Raw genomic sequence first — 16,935 nt, 5'->3', positions numbered from 1 at the left:
CACGACAAGGCACGGCAGGAAATAAGCGGATAAATTTGCGTTATGGTGCCGTTTTGTCCTTAACTGGTCTTATTTCTACATGATCGTTTAGCCAGAAGGAGCGCCAATGCACAGGCAGGATTTTATTACGGAAATTCCGAAAGCTGAGCTGCATCTGCATATTGAAGGCAGTCTGGAGCCGGAACTGATGTTTGCGCTGGCGCGGCGCAACCGGGTTTCCATCCCGTTTTCTTCTATAGAGGATGTGCGTCAGGCGTATCAGTTTACAAAGTTGCAGGATTTTCTGGATATCTACTACGCCGGGGCTGATGTGCTGCTGACGGCGGAGGATTTTCGGGATCTCGCCGTTGCCTATTTTGATCGTGCAGCGGCAGATGGCGTAACGCATGCCGAGATCTTTTTTGATCCCCAGACGCATACGCTGCGAGGTGTGCCGTTTGACGTGGTGATGGAAGGGCTGCTTGCAGGGGTGGAGGACGCCCGGCGCAGGCATGGGATGAGTGTTCTGCTGATCCTGTGTTTTCTGCGCCATCTGGATGAAGACTCAGCGTTTGCAACGTTCCGCTCGGCTGAAAAATGGTTTGGTCAGATTAGTGGTGTCGGGCTGGATTCTTCAGAAGTCGGGCATCCACCATCAAAGTTTGCAAAAGTCTTTGCCGCCGCAGCCGATGCCGGGTTGAAACGTGTTGCGCATGCCGGGGAGGAAGGGCCGCCCGCCTATGTGTATGAAGCCCTTGATATCCTGCGGGTAGACCGGCTGGACCACGGCAACCGATCACTGGAAGATCCTTTTCTGATCAGCCGTCTGGCGCGGGACGCCATGACACTGACGGTCTGCCCGCTCTCCAACCTCAAGCTCTGTGTGGTGGAGGATCTGCGGAACCACCCCATTGATATCATGCTGGAGAAGGGGCTGCGGGCGACCCTGAACTCGGATGATCCGGCTTATTTTGGTGGCTATGTTGCGGAGAATTACCGCGCGCTTGTCGATGCAGGGAAACTGTCAAACCGGGATGTTGCGACGCTGGCTCGGAACAGTTTTCTTGGTTCTTTCCTGAATGATGAAGCTCTGACGCACCAGCTTGAAAGGCTTGATGCGTTTTTGCTGCGTCATACTGCGGCTCTGTAAAGGCAGGCCGTCAGGCCCTTTTACGGCTCAACCCCAAACGCAAAGACTGTGGTGTGGTCAAACTCTTCACCCGGTCTGAGCACGGTTGAGGGGAAGTTGGCGTGGTGCGGGGAGTCCGGGAAGAACTGGGTTTCCAGCGCAATGCCGTCCGTTTGTCGGTAGGTCTGGCCGGACGGGCCGGCATAACGGCCATCCAGACTGTTGCCGGTGTAGACCTGAATGCCGGGTTGCGTGGTGAAAACAGACAGGGTGCGGCCGCTGGCCGGGTCCGTCAGCGTGGCGGCCAGACGCGGGGCCGGGCCGGTCGGTGGGCTGAGAACCCAGTTATGATCATAGCCGTGAGCATGGCGCATTTGCCCGAAGGTGCTGCGCAGCCGCTCGCCAATTCGGGTGGGGGTGCGGAAATCCAGTGGCGTGTTCTCAACTTTGGCAATATCCCCCGTGGGGATCGAGGCATCATCTGTCGGGGTGTAATGCTCCGCGTTCAGGGTGAGGACGTGGTTTTCCACCGTGCCGGAGCCTTCACCACTCAGATTGAAATAGCTGTGGTTTGTCAGGTTCAGAACGGTGGGGCGGTCCGTGCTGGCGCGGTAGCGGATGCTCAGGCGGTTGCTGTCATCCAGAATGTAGGACACGCGCACCGTCAGCGTGCCGGGAAAACCTTCATCCCCATCCGGGCTGACCAGTGTGAGTTCTGCACCCGTGGCGTTGGTCAGGTCGGAAAGTTTTTTGACAGACCATATCTTTTTATCAAACCCGTTACGGCCACCATGCAGGGTGTTCGGTGGCTCAGTGGCCGGGAGGTGATAAGTCGTGCCGTCCAGATCAAATGAGGCACCGGCAATGCGGTTGGCATAGCGGCCTACCAGTGCACCAAAAAACAGACTGCCTTCTGCACTATCCCGTGTGTAGCCCTCCAGCGTGGGGAAGCCGAGGACGATATTGGCCTGCTTTCCGGTTTTATCCGGTGTGGAAATGGCCGTAATCACCCCGCCATAGGAGAGAAACTGTACGGTGAGGCCTGCTTTGTTGCGCAGCGTATAGCGGGAGACCTTCTGCCCGTCTGCCAGTGTCCCAAACGGTTCCGCTTCAAACGCGCCGGCCGGGGCAGCATGGGACAGAGGCGGGAGGAGTGCTGCTAAGGCCGCCATTCCCAGCGTTGCGGAGCGGGAGAGGCGCGCCAGGAGGCCGCGTGGGGCGGCAGGGGGAACTAAGCGTGAAGTCATGCTGTGAAACCGTTCATGGAGACTGACCGGAACAAATGCCCGTACGCCGCGTTGGCGTATACTGCCCAATAACGGTGTGAGGGCATGAAAGTTCATGCACGCGGCGCAGGCAGGGCAGTGTCTGTCTGCATCTTTGTTAATTTGGATGGGCGTTCTCCAGATCATTTTTAGAATTAATTTGATAAAAAAAGAAAATTCTCTTGGGACTTCTTGAAGAAATATCAGTTTTTTCAGGAGTGAGAGCCTGTGTTCTGTCTCGATGAAAGATAAGAAGCCCACCTTGTGGCGCGATGTAGAAAACAGTTGCTCTCTTTTCTGTCAGGCATGAAGCCGTTTCAGAATTTTTCTGGAAAAAAATGAATTTATCTTATACGGTTGTCGTCCTTTCTTACATTTCTGACAACATTGGTTGACCTGAATGACGCCACCATCTTCGCGGCCCGGTATGCCGTTAGTGATTACGACTGTCCTTGTGGCAGTGCTGGGCCTGTTCCTGACGGGAGGCGGCGCATGGCTCGCTTCTCTGGGCGGCTCTCTCTTTTATGTGCTGTGCGGGCTGGTCCTGCTGGTCACCGCCGGGCTGCTCTGGCGGCGCCGGCAGGAAGCCCTGTGGCTGTATGCCGCTCTGGTTTTTGCAACGCTCCTCTGGTCCGTGGGGGAAGTCGGGTTTGACTTCTGGGCGCTGGCCCCGCGGGGGGACGTGCTGCTGCCGCTCGGCCTGTGGATGCTCCTGCCGTTTGTGACCAGAGACCTCTATCCGCAGTCCCGTCTGGGGCGTGCGCCGCTGGCGTTGGGCGTGGTGGCTGGTCTGGCAGTGTATGGCTTTGCGCTGACGCAGGACCCGCAGGATGTTGCGGGTGTGCTGCCCTCCGCAGGGCCGCAGGCTGCCATTGTGCCGGGTGATGCACAGGATGCGGCGGATGCCGACTGGCCCGCTTACGGCCGTACCCAGTTTGGTGACCGTTATTCTCCGCTCAAGCAGATTACCCCGGCCAATGTGTCCGGTCTGAAAGTAGCATGGGTGTTCCGCACGCATGACCTCAAAACCCCGAATGATCCGGGTGAATTTACGGATGAAGTCACGCCCATCAAGGTGCGTGACACGCTGTATCTCTGCTCCCCGCACCAGATCCTGTTTGCGCTGGATGCCGCAACGGGTAAGGAGCGGTGGAAGTTCGATCCGAAGCTTCAGTACAACCCGACCTTCCAGCACATGACGTGCCGTGGCGTGTCTTATTCTGAGATGCACCCCGGTGATGTGACGAGTGAGGGCACGCCGGCGCCTACCGAGTGCAGCCGCCGCGTATTCCTGCCGACCAATGATGGCCGCCTGTTTGCGCTGGATGCGGAAACGGGTGAACGCTGCCACGGCTTTGGTCAGGATGGCGAACTGGACCTGAAGGGCGGCATGCCGATGCATGAGGCCGGGTTCTATGAACCGACCTCTCCGCCGGTTGTGACGCAGAAGGTCGTGATTGTCTCCGGCGCGGTGACGGATAACTATTCCACGCATGAACCCTCCGGCGTGACGCGTGCGTATGACCTGTATACGGGTCGTCTGGTCTGGGCATTTGATGCGGGGAACCCCAACCCGAACGAACTGCCGTCCGACACCCATAAATATGTGGCGAACTCCCCCAATTCCTGGATTACGTCGTCCTACGATGCCCGGTTGAACATGATCTACATCCCCACGGGTGTGGCCACGCCGGATATCTGGGGCGGTCATCGCTCTGCGGATCAGGAACGCTATGCGTCCGGCATTCTGGCGCTGAACGCGGATACGGGTGAGAAAGTCTGGTTCTACCAGACGGTGCATCATGATTTGTGGGATATGGATATTCCAGCCCAGCCCAGCCTTGTCGATATTCGTCAGGCAGACGGCACGGTGGTTCCCGCGCTGTATGCTCCGGCTAAAACTGGCAACATCTTTGTGCTGGACCGCCGCAACGGGCACCTGATTGTCCCGGCTCCGGAAACGCCGGTGCCGCAGGGTGCTGCCCCCGGTGACCATGTGGCCCCCACCCAGCCTTATTCCGAACTCACTTTCCGCCCGAAGACCAAGCTGACGGATGCGGACATGTGGGGCGGCACGATGCTGGACCAGATGGTCTGCCGCATCATGTTCAAAAAGCTGCGGTATGAAGGCCCGTTCACGCCGCCGTCTCTGCAGGGCACGCTGGTGTTCCCGGGGAACCTGGGCATGTTTGAATGGGGCGGTCTGGCTGTGGACCCTGTGCGTCAGGTGGCGTTTGCCAACCCGATTGCCATTCCGTTTGTCTCTACCCTTGTCCCGCGCGGACCGAAAAACCCGGCACAGCCTGACCCGAAGGCCGGCCCTTCTGGTTCAGAAAGTGGTGTGCAGCCGCAATATGGCACGCCGTATGGTGTGGACCTGCATGCGTTCCTTTCCCCGCTGGGCATTCCGTGCAAACAGCCGGGCTGGGGCTACGTGGCCGGGATTGATCTGAAGACCAACAAGATCATGTGGATGCACCGTAACGGCACCGTGCGGGACAGCTCTCCGCTGCCGCTGCCTTTCAAGGTAGGTATTCCGTCTCTGGGTGGCCCGCTGACCACCGCTGGTGGTGTGGCGTTCCTGACCTCCACGGCTGATTATTACATCCGGGCGTATGACGTCACGACTGGTCGCCAGCTCTGGCAGGACCGTCTGCCGGCAGGTGGGCAGTCCACACCGATGACGTATGAAGCCAATGGTCGCCAGTTTGTGGTGACAGCTGATGGTGGCCACGGCTCCTTCGGCACCAAGCTGGGCGACTATATTGTGGCCTATGCACTGCCGGATGGTGCTGAAAAGCACTGATCTGATCAAACGGTGCCGGATGATCTTCCGGCATGACGAAAGGAAAGGGGCGAACCGGGAAACGGGTTCGCCCCTTTTTTATGAGCAGACTGAGATTATGCCCGTGGCTTGCCGGGGTAGAGAAACGCCTGTTTTTCTGACAGGAAGGGGCTTTGTAAGCGCAGGCCTCAGAGCCAGCGTGTTTCCAGACATGGCCTGCCGGAATGCGGGTGAGAAAAGGGGCGCAGATGTATGTCGTGATGGGGGCCACGGGCCATGTTGGGGGCAGTGTGGCGCGGGCGTTGCTGGCGGCGGGGGAGGCTGTAACGGTCGTGACCCGCAGCAAGGCAAAGGCCGAAGCATGGCGGCAGAAAGGGGCGAAGGCAGCGGTGCTGGATGTGCAGGACACATCAGCTCTGGCTGCCGTGTTTCAAAAAGCCAGACGCGCTTTTGTTCTGAACCCGCCAGCCAGCCCGGCCCTGAATACGGATGTGGAAGAACGCAGGACGGTGCAGGCTATTTTGAAAGCCTTGCAGGGCGCTGGGCTGGAAAAGATTGTGCTTCAGTCAACCTACGGCGCTCAGCCCGGCGCGCACTGTGGGGATCTGGGTGTTTTGTATGACTTTGAGGAAGGGGCGCGCCAGTTGGGCACCCCGCTCTGTGTCGTGCGGGCCGCGTATTACATGAGCAACTGGTCGTCTGGCTTGGACGCCGTGCGTGCATCCGGCGTTCTGGAAACCTTTCTGCCTGCCTCGCAAAAAGTGCCAATGGTAGCCCCGCAGGATGTTGGGGCGGTGGCGGCACAGTTGCTGCGTGCGCCTGCCTCTGAAACCGGCGTATATGCGGTGGAAGGCCCGGCGCGGTATAGTCCAGAGGATGTGGCGGAGGTGCTGGGAGAGGTTTTGAACCAGCCGGTGCGCGTAGCGTCCCTTCCCAAAACCGAGTGGCTGGCAGCGTATCGTCGCAATGGGTTTTCAGAAAATGCCGCGCAGTCTTACGCGCATATGACAGAGATTTTTGTCACACAGGCCTACGATGTGCCTGCCAGTCCTTTAAAGGGTAAGACCGATCTGAAGACTTATTTTCAGCAGGTTTTGACACCGAATGCGGCCTGAGCAGAGAAGCCGCTTGCATTCCCTCTGGTGATTAGTGATTCTCCTGAAATGTGGAATGAACCGTATCTGGAAACCTGTTGTCGCTCTGCCCTGCACCGTTTGTGTCTGGCGGGAGCGGTGGGGCGTCCCGCTGGGCAGCGGGATGATCCGTGTCTGGTGCGGATGGAAGGCATGGGCTTTGTGCGGGATGACGGACAGGGTCGCTTTTTTGTCACCGATGAAGGCGAGGCCCGCCATACGAGGGAAGTGCTGAAAGGAGCGGGCGGGCTCAAACCACCGTCTGCACGGCATGAATGATTCGCCCGGATGATCTGTGGGAGGCGCTGGATGCTCTGGCGCTGGAGAAGGGGCTGACCCCCTCCGGTCTTGCTCGTGCGGCAGGGCTGGATCCGACGACCTTTAATCCGTCTCGCAGGATCAGCCCGCATGGGGACATGCGGTGGATGGCATTACCCACTCTGCTGCGGGCGCTGGATGTTCTGAAAATCTCCCTGGCAGATTTTATCCAGCGGCTGGAAGGCGCAGGGCGAGGGCATGGTGCCTCTACGGCACGTCGCATTCGCGGGCTGCCTCTCTCCCGCCTGCGGGGCAGCGGCCTGTTTGATAGCGCAGGCCACCCGACCGGCGTGTTGTGGGAGGAAGTCACACTCCCCTGTGCCGTCACTGGTGATGCCTACGCTATTCGCGTGGATACAGACGCTATGGAACCGCTGCTGCGCGAAGGTAGCTCACTGGTGCTCATGCCCGATATGCCGCCCCGGCGTTCTGACCGAGTGTTGCTCTGGCGGTCTGGTGTGGAGCCGGTTTTGGGTATTCTGGTGGAAAACGCGTTCCCCCAAGATAATCGGGTATGCGCGGCACCTGCCTCGGTTCCCTTTCAGACAGACAAGGGGGAAACGCCTTCTCGCTCAGGCGGGGGAACACGCTGGGCAGTATTGCCTTATCAACACTCGGAACAAGGCGGCGTCGTGCATACGCAGGGTGATGCAACTGATCGTGCAGTGCCTGTGCCGGAGGGAAAGGGCGGCGTGTGGCTGCATCGGATTGTAATGGGAACGTTTTAAGAAAGACAGAATTACAGTTATTTTTATAAAAAATTGCATGAATAAAGTTCATTTCAGAAATAAATTTATGAATTCCCGTGCGCGGTGAAAGTACACGGGAATGTGAATGCAAACATTAGAGAATCCATTTCGAATCAGCATCGGAATCCCATACCGTGAAATCGTATAATATATGCGGCACGGGTGAATATAATGATGGCGTTGCTTTATGGTTTGCGAGGGCGTTCGTATTTCTTAACCTGCACAGCCCTCGTGTTGTGCTCAGTTGGGGGCGCGGAGCAGGCCCGGGCCGATGCCTCATTACCCCGGCCGAGCAAGGCTGTCGCAAAACAGCGCCATTCTGTGGTGCCGTCTTCTAAAAAGAGTGTCTCTGCGGGGCATCATTCTCCCTCTGTTCCGCGTACGCCGCGTGCTGTTCGTTCTGCTGCCGGGGAGGAAGTGCAGGTTACCTCTAATCATGCCCATTCAGTCGGTGCAAAGGTTGTTATTTCCCGTGCCGTGATTGATCACTTTACCTCTGGGTCCAGTCCGCTTCAGGTTCTGGCCGCTACGGCACCGGGGGTCAGCTTTGGGTCATCCGATGCGTTGGGGATGGATACGGCTGCCAGTACTTTTTATGTGCGTGGCTTTAACCAGTCTCAGTTGGGCGGCACGATTGATGGGATCCCAATGGGCGGGTTCGGGTTTCATAACTGGTATGGTTTGAATATCGACCAGATTGAAATTCAGGATAATATCCAGTCCATGTCTGTCTCTCAGGGGGCAGGTGCGGTCGATATGCCTTCCGGTCAGACGCTGGGCGGCGCGCTGACGTTTCAGTCTTCTGACCCGAAAGACAAGGCTGGTGGCAAGATTAGCCAGAGCTTTGGCAGCTATAATGGCTTTCGAACTTTTGCCCGTGTAGACAGCGGTATTCTGAATGAGACCGGGACAAAATTTTACGCGTCCTATGCTCGGACAGCGCAGAATTTGTGGAAAGGGTATGGAGACCAGAGGGAAAATCAGGCCAACTTCAAACTTGTGCAGCCTTACCTGAACGGCCGCGGGAAGCTGACAGCAATTTTCGATTATTCTGGTTTTACACAATACAACTTCCTGACCATGACGAAAAACATGTGGCAGAACTACGGTCAGGTTGCCATGCTCAAGCCTGACTATGCAAAAGCCGTTCGATGGGCGGCTAATGCGCAGGCCGGCACGGTCCCAACAGAAGTGCAGGGTGTGCTTTCAGCCGATGAAGCCTCCAATATTTTCTGGGATGGCTCACAGGTGCAGAGAAACTATCTCAGCGCGCTGGTCAACGAGTATCAAATTCTCAGTAATCTCAAATCCGATACGGTTCTTTACGGGCATGTTTCAAACGGGGATTATGGCGGGACTAACAACTTTCTGACCTCTCCCACCTCCGGTATTCCCATGGTGCAGCAGATGGGGCACCCGGATGTCAGGCGTATTGGCTTTACGCAAAGCTTTACGTTGAAACTGCATAATAACGATATTCAAAGCGGCGTCTGGTATCAAAATAATAGCTTCAATTATCCCACACGGTTGTATGAGGATGGTGTGAACGGCGCGCACGCAACGCTCAGCGGTTTTAAAAAAGGCACCGGCACCACATGGTGGGCGGACTCTTTTAACAGCAATACATTTCAGTTTTACCTGAAAGACGTGTGGCATATTATCCCGGGCATGACGCTGGAAGGCGGCTTCCGCTCTCTGACGCAGACAACACATGGCGGCACAACCGTGGACAATACGGCCGCACTCGCGTCCACCTGGGGAACGTATTACGCACATCCAGTGTCCGGGAGCATGACCTCGTCTAATGCATTCCTGCCGCACTTTGCCTTTGACTACCATTTTCTCGATAAGCATGAATTCTACTGGGACATTGCGGAAAACATGCGCACGTATGATTACGCAACCCAGACAAATGGTGGCACACCCTGGGGTGGCCTTGGTAATGCAGGCAATCCGGCTCAGCAGGTTTTTAATGAAAACAAAAGCAAGCTGAAGCCGGAGAGAACATGGAACTATGTTGTGGGCTACCGCTACAACTCAGCTTTGTTCTCGGGTGCTGTCGATTTTTATCATACGGATTATTACAACCGTCTGGCAGGTATCACGTCCGGCCCTGTCAACAATACCTACAGCGCCTATCTGAACGTGGGGCGTGAAACCATGAACGGAGCCGATGTTCTTGGCACTATTCGCCCGTTCCATGGTCTGGAAATTACTAACAGCTTTAGCTGGAATGATGCGCAGTATAAATCAAGCGTTATCCCCTATAATGGCGGCACTGTCAGCATTAAGGGAAAGCATCAGGTTTTCTATCCAAAGTTCATGTATAAAGCGAACGTGAATTATACCTATCGCCGTGCATCGTTTAACTTCAATACGACCTACAGCAGCGCTATGGCGATGACATATACGAATGACGTGAAGGTGCCATCTTACTGGACCTCGTCTTTAATGGCCTCCTACAATTTTGGAAAAATTGGTCATTCCTTGCAGGATCTGAAAGTCAGCTTCTCGGTGAACAACCTGTTCAATCAGAATTATTTCGGTGGGCTTTACGGAACGGCGGCCATGTCTGGTGATAATAACGCCATTCTCTATCAGGCAGCCCCACGCGAATATTTCGGCACGGTCTCTGCTGAGTTCTAATCGAGGCGTTAGGCTTTCACAGGAAGGCCTGTCTCTTGGTTATCAGCAGGAGCGGGGAGGCGATGAAGACTCGTCTCTCTGGTGTCCCTCACCAGATCTTGGCGGCTGTATAAGTATGTAGGGTTGCTGGCTGGCCTGACGGCTCTCTAAGGGGTTGGGCGTCAGGCCGGTAAAATTTTTCAGGGAAACAGCCCCCGGCGGTGCGGAACTGGCTGACAAGTCTCTCCGTATCGCTTAAAGGGAGCAGCATGACCGACACACCCCTTTCGCTCATCCGCAATTTCTCGATTATCGCCCATATTGACCATGGGAAATCGACACTGGCCGACCGCATGATTCAGGCTTGCGGGGCGTTGACCGCCCGCGAGATGACGAATCAGGTGCTCGATAATATGGATCTTGAGCGTGAGCGTGGCATCACCATCAAGGCCCAGACTGTCCGGCTGACCTACCCGGCCAAGGATGGCAAGACTTATGTCCTGAACCTGATGGACACGCCCGGACACGTTGACTTTGCGTATGAAGTCAGCCGCTCACTGGCCGCGTGTGAAGGCTCGCTGCTGGTGGTGGATGCCTCGCAGGGGGTGGAAGCGCAGACACTGGCCAACGTGTATCAGGCCATTGATGCCAACCATGAAATTGTGCCGGTGCTGAACAAGGTCGATCTGCCCGCAGCCGACGTCGAGCGCGTTAAGGCGCAGATTGAGGAAGTGATTGGTATCCCCGCAGATGATGCGGTGGAAATTTCCGCCAAGACCGGCCTGAATATTGAAGGCGTGCTGGAAGCCGTTGTGACCCGCCTGCCGCCGCCGGTGGGCGATGCGGACAAGCCGCTGCAGGCCATGCTGGTGGATAGCTGGTACGACCCGTATCTGGGTGTCATCGTGCTCGTGCGCGTCAAGGAAGGCCGCCTGCAGCGCGGCATGAAAATGCGCATGATGTCCAGCGGTGCTGTGCATCAGATCGATCAGGTCGGTGTGTTCGCCCCACGCATGACGGTGGTGGAAAGCCTCGGTCCGGGTGAGATGGGCTACATCAACGCCGCTATCAAAACCGTGGCCGACTGTAACGTGGGTGACACCATTACCGATGACCGCCGCCCGGCGGAGAAGGCTCTGGCAGGCTTCAAGCCCTCCATTCCGGTGGTCTGGTGTGGTCTGTTCCCCATTGTGGCGGATGACTTTGAAAAGCTGCGTGACAGCCTTTCCAAACTGCGCCTGAACGATGCCTCGTTCCATTATGAGGCCGAGACGTCTGCTGCACTGGGCTTTGGCTTCCGTTGCGGCTTCCTTGGTCTGCTGCATCTGGAAATTATTCAGGAACGCCTGTCCCGCGAGTTCGATCTTGATCTGATCGCCACCGCGCCGTCCGTGGTGTACCACATCATGCTGACCAACGGGCAGAAAGAAGAGCTGCACAATCCGGCCGATATGCCGGACCTCTCCCAGATTGAGACAATTGACGAGCCGTGGATCAAGGCCACCATCATGGTGCCGGATGAATATCTGGGCGCGGTGCTGACCCTGTGCACGGAACGCCGTGGCGTGCAGGTCGACCTGACCTACGTGGGCAACCGCGCCATGGCCGTCTATCGCCTGCCGCTGAACGAGGTGGTGTTTGACTTCTATGACCGCCTGAAGTCCCTCACACGCGGGTACGCCAGCTTTGACTACCAGATGGATGGGTATGAGGAGAGTGACCTCGTGCGCATTTCCATTCTGGTGAATCAGGAGCCGGTGGATGCTCTGTCCTTCATTGCGCATCGCTCTGCAGCGGAAACCCGTGGGCGCGCTATTTGCGCCCGCCTGAAGGACCTCATCCCCCGCCAGCTGTTCAAAATCGCCATTCAGGCGGCCATTGGCAGCAAGGTGATTGCGCGTGAGACCATTGGTGCTCTTTCCAAGGATGTGACGGCCAAATGTTATGGCGGTGATATCTCCCGTAAGCGCAAGCTGCTTGAAAAGCAGAAAGAGGGTAAAAAGCGCATGCGGCAGTTCGGGAAAGTGGAAATTCCGCAGAGCGCCTTCCTCGCCGCTCTGAAAATGGATGGCTAACACTGGCATGGCAGGCCTGCGGCAGCGTTAAGGCGGACTTGATCCGTCCTGTTTTCGCTCCTATGTCGGAGGTCTTCCAGCCGGAGTTGGTATCACCTTCATGAACAGCACAGCGCCTCTTGATGTCGGCGACCATCAGCACGCCACGTTCCCCGATGGGCTGGATCTGGAATGCGGTGTGCATCTGCCATCCCTTGATGTGGCCTATCGCACCTACGGCCAGCTTTCCCCTAAGCGGGACAACGCCATTGTCATCTGCCACGCCTTTACGGGGGACCAGTATGTGGCGGAAACGCACCCGCAAACCGGCAAGCCCGGCTGGTGGGCGCGCATGGTGGGGCCGGGGCGGCCTATTGATACGAACCGCTTTTTTATTATCTGCATGAACGTGCTGGGCGGCTGCATGGGCAGCACCGGCCCGCGCTCCCTCAAGCCTGCCTGTGCGGAAGGCAAGGTTGAGCGTTGGGGCACAGATTTCCCGCCCATCACCATCCGCGACATGGTGCGTGCCCAGTATAAACTGGTGCGCTCTTTAGGGATTGAGCGGCTGTTTGCCGTTGTCGGTGGCTCCATGGGCGGCATGCAGGTGCTGGAATGGGCGGTTACGTATCCGCACATGATGCTGGCGGCCATGCCCATTGCCACAGCGCCGTTCCACTCTGCCCAGAATATTGCGTTTAACGAGGTCGGGCGTCAGGCTATTTTTGCCGACCCGGACTGGTATGGCGGCCGCTACTGGGAACATAACGTCGTTCCCGCCCGTGGACTGGCCGTGGCGCGCATGATGGCGCACATCACCTACCTTTCGGAAGAAGCGCTCACGCGCAAGTTCGGCCGCCGGGTGCGGCAGGAACCCAAAGATGCGCAGGCCCCGGAAGCCTCTCTGGCTATGTTCGGGGATGTGTTCGAGGTGGAATCCTACCTGCGTTATCAGGGGTCTGCTTTTGTGCGGCGGTTTGATGCCAATTCCTACCTGACCATCACCCGTGCCATGGACTGGTTCGACCTTGCCGCTGAGCATGATGGCGAACTGCCTGCGGCCTTTGCCGGCACGCCGGTGCGGTTCTGCGTGGTGTCGTTCTCGTCCGACTGGCTGTTCCCCACATCCAGCTCCCGCTATCTGGTGCGCGCGCTTAATCAGGCTGCGGCCAACGTCTCCTTTGTGGAGATTGAAACGGACAAGGGGCATGACGCCTTTCTGCTGGATGAACCGGATTTTGACAGAACCGTGCGGGGCTTCCTGTGCGGTGTGGCAGATCATGCAGGGCTCGCCTGATGCGTCTTGATCAACGGCTGATTGCTCAGATGATTGAACCCGGCACCCGGGTTCTGGACGTAGGCAGTGGTGACGGCGCGCTGATTGACCATCTGTTCCGCCTGCGCGGCTGTGATGCCCGGGGCATTGAAATTGATATGCGGGAAGTGACCCGCTCTGTCGCCCATGGTCTGCCCGTGGTGCATGGGGATGCTGACCACGATCTGGCGCATTACCCTAATGATGCGTTTGACTATGTGGTGCTACAGCGCACGCTTCAGGCCGTGGAACGCCCGCGGGAAGTGCTGCGGCAAATGCTGCGCATCGGGCGGCACGCCATTGTCTCTTTTCCCAACTTTGGCCACTGGCAGCTGCGGCTGAAACTGCTGCTGAGCGGGCGGATGCCCATGACGGCTGTCTGGCATACCCCGTGGTATGAAACGCCCAATATTCACCCCTGTACTATCCGGGACTTCATCGCGCTGTGCGCGGAAGAGGGGTATTGCGTGCAGCAATGGATGGCGGTGGATGAAGAGGGCGAGCGCGCACCATGGCGGCGTTCCATCCGGATGGCTAACCTGTTTGGTGAGCAGGCTTTGTTCCTGCTGCGGCGCGAAGGGGAGTGCCCGCCGCCGTCAGAGGAAAGCTGACCGCAAGCGGAGGCGCGTTGTTTTCGCTGGTCGTTTTGAAGGCTGAAATGGCTGTTTTGAACTGCTTGTGAATATTTCTTCTAAAACTTTGGTTAGTTCGCAACGGAACCGGATGCTCTCTTAAGAAAAGAAAGCGCCTGTTCTGTTTTTTAAAACTTCCTTTAAAATTGAGCAGCCATGGCTTTTGTTTCCTTGCGTCCGCGCGTTGGAGCCTGATCGGTGAACAGACTGTGACGATTATATGGCGGCTTTCTTTTAGGACCAATATGGTACGGAAGGCTTGCGGGGTAGGAAAACTCCACTTATATACACTCTCAAGGCAGGGTTTTCAGACTGACTTTTCTGAAAAGACGTGACGCTGCCAGCATTGTTAAAAAATGTTCATGAATGCGGGTGAAGGGTCGTGCACAGGGTGTGCCGTTTTCACTCCGTCCTGACACGATATGGTGCGTAACTGAAAAAGGGTGGTCTCGTCTCGCTTTTCAGGCTGCACGAAAAGGTTTGCCCTGATGACTACGTTTTCTGAACTGAATCTTGCCCCCCCTCTGTTGAAGGCGCTGGCTGAGCAGGGGTATGAAACCCCGACCCCCATTCAGGCCCAGTCCATCCCGCATTTGCTGCAAGGCCGTGATCTGCTGGGTCTGGCCCAGACAGGCACCGGGAAAACCGCAGCGTTTGCTCTGCCTATCCTGAACCACCTTAATGCGCACCCCAAGGTTGCCGGCCCCAAAAAGCCGCGCGTTCTGGTGCTGGCTCCCACGCGTGAGCTGGTTTCCCAGATCAGCGAAAGCTTTAAGGCCTACGCCCGCCACATGAAATTCACGCAGGCCGTTGTGTTCGGTGGCGTGGGGCAGGGGCGTCAGGTTGAAGCCATGCGCCGTGGCGTGGATGTGCTGGTTGCAGCCCCCGGCCGCCTGCTGGACCTCATTGGCCAGGGTTATATTGACCTCTCCGGCCTTGAAGTGCTGGTGCTGGATGAAGCCGACCGCATGCTGGACATGGGTTTTGTGCGCGATATCCGCCGCATCATGACCTATCTGCCCGCAAAGCGGCAGACGCTGCTGTTCTCTGCCACCATGCCGCGCAGCATTGCGGATCTGGCCAACTCTCTGCTGCATGATCCGGCCAAGGTGGAAGTCACCCCGCCGTCCAGCACGGTGGACCGCATCCAGCAGGCTGTGATGTTTGTGGAAGGCACCGACAAGCGCGATGCCCTGCTGACACTGGTTGAATCCCCCAAGGTTGCCCGCGCCGTGGTGTTTACCCTCATGAAGCATGAGGCCAACAAGGTTGCGGAATTCCTGAACAAAAACAACGTGGTGGCGGAAGCTATTCACGGCAATAAGTCTCAGGGTGCGCGTGAGCGGGCCATGAGCGGTTTCCGTGCTGGCAGCGTTAAAGTGCTGGTGGCGACCGACATTGCAGCACGTGGCATTGACGTGGACGATGTGAGCCACGTCTTCAACTACGATCTGCCGAACGTGCCGGAAAGCTACGTGCACCGCATTGGCCGGACGGCGCGTGCAGGGCGTGATGGCTGGGCCGTGTCCTTCTGTGACCCGGAACAGCGCGCCTGGCTGCGTGATATTGAAAAAACCATTGGCAAGCCCATCCCGGTGGTGCGTGACCATCCCTGGCATTCCGAAAGTGCTGAGGCCTCTACCATGCGTCCGCCCGTGCTGGGTGGCGGTGGCCGTGGTCGCGGTGGTCCGCCGCGTGGCGGGAATGGCGGCGGCGGTGGTCGTGGCCGTGGTGGCCCGCCGCGTGGTGGCAATGGTGGCGGTGGTCGTCCGGGTGGCGGTGGTCGCTCTGGTGGCGGCGCATCGTCTGGCCGTGGCCGCTCCTTCTAAGAGTTACCCTGATCCCTTCGGGGGTTATGGCGCGTGTAAAAAAGCCGCTGGGGAGCAATCCTCAGCGGCTTTTTTTATGGCAGAGTGTCGGACGGGAGAGCCGTTGGGGTGGGTGCTGGAGAGGGTGCGGGCGTTTGTGGGCCCAGCCGCACAGAAACGGCGCAATGGTCAGAAAGTGTGGCGGGTTGGGTGTCTGGCCGATAGGTCATGACCCGTAAAGAGTGCGGTTGCAGCCAGCTTTGTGCGGCACCACCCAGCAGAATATGGTCAATGAAGTAGGAGCCGTTTTCACACGGGCTGGCCCATCCTGCGGTTGTCAGGCTCAGCGGGGCTGCGTGATTTAGCAGCAGGAAAAACGGATCATAAACCGTCATGCGCCGGTTGAAATCACCCATAATCACAAAGGCTTCATGGGCCGCAGCCCGCGCGCTGATCCAGTTTTGCAGCACACCAAACTGTTGCAGGAGAGTGGGACAGTTATGCTGTCTTTCTGCAACCGGATTGTCCCAGCAGCCTGTTTTCAGGTGCAGCACCAGAATGCGTAGAGGCGACGTGCCGGCCTCTACCGTCACATCCAGCCCACGGCGTAGTTGATGTGCGGCGGTGGGAAGGGCGACGTCCAGTTCCACCAGATCCGGATTTTTGTGGGCGCGGAGCGGTTTGCGGATTGCTAGTGCCGGATGCTGGAGAAGGGCATCATCCGTCATGAAGATCTGATAGGTGCGGGCAGGGAAAATCCGCTCTGCCGTAGCGTTCGCGTCCACTTCCTGTAGCCCGATGATGTCAGCATCCAGATGCTGCGCGTAGGCTGCCAGTTTTTCAAAATCGGCGGCGGTGCGATGCGGGCGGTCAGGTGGGGCCGTCGCTGCCAGTGGCCCATCTTCCGCTATCAGCCATTCCATATTCCATGTTGCCAGTTTGAGGGGGCGGCCGGGAGTAGTGGTTGTCGGGACTGAAGAGGCGTCTTCTGGCTTGGGTATGGGTGCGATAAGCTCGTGTTCAGCAGTTTGGCTCGCAAGGGCGCGTTGTGTGAATGTGCCGGACACAGTCGTTGCCAGAAGGAGCACTGCGCCTGAGAGCGTCAGGGAGTGGGCAAAGCGTGCCATGCAAAGAAAAACCGGC

General features: G+C 57.5%; 12 protein-coding genes. 10 read left to right on the top strand and 2 right to left on the bottom strand.

What is annotated here, in order from left to right; genetic code table 11:
• Window positions 1–106: 106 nt before the first annotated feature.
• Window positions 107–1,129, top strand: a complete 1,023-nt coding sequence (locus AD930_RS04980; RefSeq protein ID WP_061505345.1) for an adenosine deaminase — start codon at window positions 107–109, stop codon at window positions 1,127–1,129.
• Between the two features lie 20 nt (window positions 1,130–1,149).
• Here AD930_RS04980 and AD930_RS04975 read toward each other — a convergent pair whose 3' ends face one another.
• Window positions 1,150–2,355: an aldose epimerase family protein gene (locus AD930_RS04975; protein ID WP_082781712.1), complete on the bottom strand. Its 1,206-nt coding sequence runs from the start codon at window positions 2,353–2,355 to the stop codon at window positions 1,150–1,152.
• A gap of 418 nt (window positions 2,356–2,773) precedes the next feature.
• Here AD930_RS04975 and AD930_RS04970 point away from each other — a divergent pair, with 418 nt between their 5' ends.
• The 9 genes from AD930_RS04970 to AD930_RS04930 all read left to right on the top strand — a co-directional run bounded on the left by AD930_RS04970 (window position 2,774) and on the right by AD930_RS04930 (window position 15,813).
• A complete protein-coding gene (locus AD930_RS04970) occupies window positions 2,774–5,179 on the top strand; it encodes a glucose/quinate/shikimate family membrane-bound PQQ-dependent dehydrogenase (RefSeq protein WP_061505344.1) in 2,406 nt (801 codons plus the stop codon).
• Window positions 5,180–5,406: 227 nt separating this feature from the next.
• Window positions 5,407–6,273 (top strand): NmrA family NAD(P)-binding protein, encoded by an 867-nt coding sequence (locus AD930_RS04965; protein WP_061505343.1) that lies wholly within the window; start codon window positions 5,407–5,409, stop codon window positions 6,271–6,273.
• 48 nt (window positions 6,274–6,321) lie between these two features.
• Window positions 6,322–6,570, top strand: coding sequence for a hypothetical protein (locus AD930_RS04960; RefSeq protein ID WP_061505380.1), 249 nt, complete (start codon window positions 6,322–6,324; stop codon window positions 6,568–6,570).
• The gene (locus AD930_RS04955) at window positions 6,567–7,337 is read left to right on the top strand and encodes a helix-turn-helix transcriptional regulator (RefSeq protein WP_061505342.1); all 771 of its coding nucleotides are present in this window, start codon (window positions 6,567–6,569) and stop codon (window positions 7,335–7,337) included. Before AD930_RS04960 ends, AD930_RS04955 begins: the two co-directional genes overlap by 4 nt.
• Window positions 7,338–7,529: 192 nt before the next feature.
• Complete coding sequence (locus tag AD930_RS04950) at window positions 7,530–10,004, top strand: TonB-dependent receptor domain-containing protein (RefSeq protein WP_082781711.1); 2,475 nt, start codon at window positions 7,530–7,532, stop codon at window positions 10,002–10,004.
• 248 nt (window positions 10,005–10,252) lie between these two features.
• Window positions 10,253–12,058, top strand: coding sequence for a translation elongation factor 4 (lepA, locus tag AD930_RS04945; RefSeq protein WP_043551897.1), 1,806 nt, complete (start codon window positions 10,253–10,255; stop codon window positions 12,056–12,058).
• Window positions 12,059–12,158: 100 nt separating this feature from the next.
• Window positions 12,159–13,334 (top strand): homoserine O-acetyltransferase MetX, encoded by a 1,176-nt coding sequence (gene metX / locus AD930_RS04940; RefSeq protein ID WP_061505341.1) that lies wholly within the window; start codon window positions 12,159–12,161, stop codon window positions 13,332–13,334.
• Entirely contained in the window at window positions 13,334–13,963 is a 630-nt protein-coding gene (gene metW, locus AD930_RS04935; protein WP_061492268.1) for a methionine biosynthesis protein MetW, read from the top strand. Before metX ends, metW begins: the two co-directional genes overlap by 1 nt.
• 509 nt (window positions 13,964–14,472) lie before the next feature.
• A complete protein-coding gene (locus tag AD930_RS04930; protein WP_043551901.1) occupies window positions 14,473–15,813 on the top strand; it encodes a DEAD/DEAH box helicase in 1,341 nt (446 codons plus the stop codon).
• Window positions 15,814–15,887: 74 nt separating this feature from the next.
• On the opposite strand, the gene AD930_RS04925 is transcribed toward AD930_RS04930, so the two are convergent.
• The gene (locus tag AD930_RS04925; protein ID WP_244150495.1) at window positions 15,888–16,919 is read right to left on the bottom strand and encodes an endonuclease/exonuclease/phosphatase family protein; all 1,032 of its coding nucleotides are present in this window, start codon (window positions 16,917–16,919) and stop codon (window positions 15,888–15,890) included.
• Window positions 16,920–16,935 lie beyond the last annotated feature (16 nt).

Origin of the sequence: Acetobacter malorum (genome assembly GCF_001580615.1) — a bacterium.
Classification (GTDB): domain Bacteria; phylum Pseudomonadota; class Alphaproteobacteria; order Acetobacterales; family Acetobacteraceae; genus Acetobacter; species Acetobacter malorum.
This window is presented reverse-complemented; position numbering and strand designations above follow the sequence as displayed.

What these genes read in the sequence shown, in the direction of transcription:
- metX (WP_061505341.1), top strand. Translation starts at nt 12,159, where the DNA reads ATGAACAGCACAGCGCCTCTTGATGTCGGCGACCATCAGCACGCCACG.
- AD930_RS04970 (WP_061505344.1), top strand. Translation starts at nt 2,774, where the DNA reads ATGACGCCACCATCTTCGCGGCCCGGTATGCCGTTAGTGATTACGACT.
- AD930_RS04930 (WP_043551901.1), top strand. Translation starts at nt 14,473, where the DNA reads ATGACTACGTTTTCTGAACTGAATCTTGCCCCCCCTCTGTTGAAGGCG.
- metW (WP_061492268.1), top strand. Translation starts at nt 13,334, where the DNA reads ATGCGTCTTGATCAACGGCTGATTGCTCAGATGATTGAACCCGGCACC.
- AD930_RS04960 (WP_061505380.1), top strand. Translation starts at nt 6,322, where the DNA reads ATGTGGAATGAACCGTATCTGGAAACCTGTTGTCGCTCTGCCCTGCAC.
- AD930_RS04955 (WP_061505342.1), top strand. Translation starts at nt 6,567, where the DNA reads ATGATTCGCCCGGATGATCTGTGGGAGGCGCTGGATGCTCTGGCGCTG.
- lepA (WP_043551897.1), top strand. Translation starts at nt 10,253, where the DNA reads ATGACCGACACACCCCTTTCGCTCATCCGCAATTTCTCGATTATCGCC.
- AD930_RS04975 (WP_082781712.1), bottom strand. Translation starts at nt 2,355, where the DNA reads ATGACTTCACGCTTAGTTCCCCCTGCCGCCCCACGCGGCCTCCTGGCG.
- AD930_RS04980 (WP_061505345.1), top strand. Translation starts at nt 107, where the DNA reads ATGCACAGGCAGGATTTTATTACGGAAATTCCGAAAGCTGAGCTGCAT.
- AD930_RS04925 (WP_244150495.1), bottom strand. Translation starts at nt 16,919, where the DNA reads ATGGCACGCTTTGCCCACTCCCTGACGCTCTCAGGCGCAGTGCTCCTT.
- AD930_RS04950 (WP_082781711.1), top strand. Translation starts at nt 7,530, where the DNA reads ATGATGGCGTTGCTTTATGGTTTGCGAGGGCGTTCGTATTTCTTAACC.
- AD930_RS04965 (WP_061505343.1), top strand. Translation starts at nt 5,407, where the DNA reads ATGTATGTCGTGATGGGGGCCACGGGCCATGTTGGGGGCAGTGTGGCG.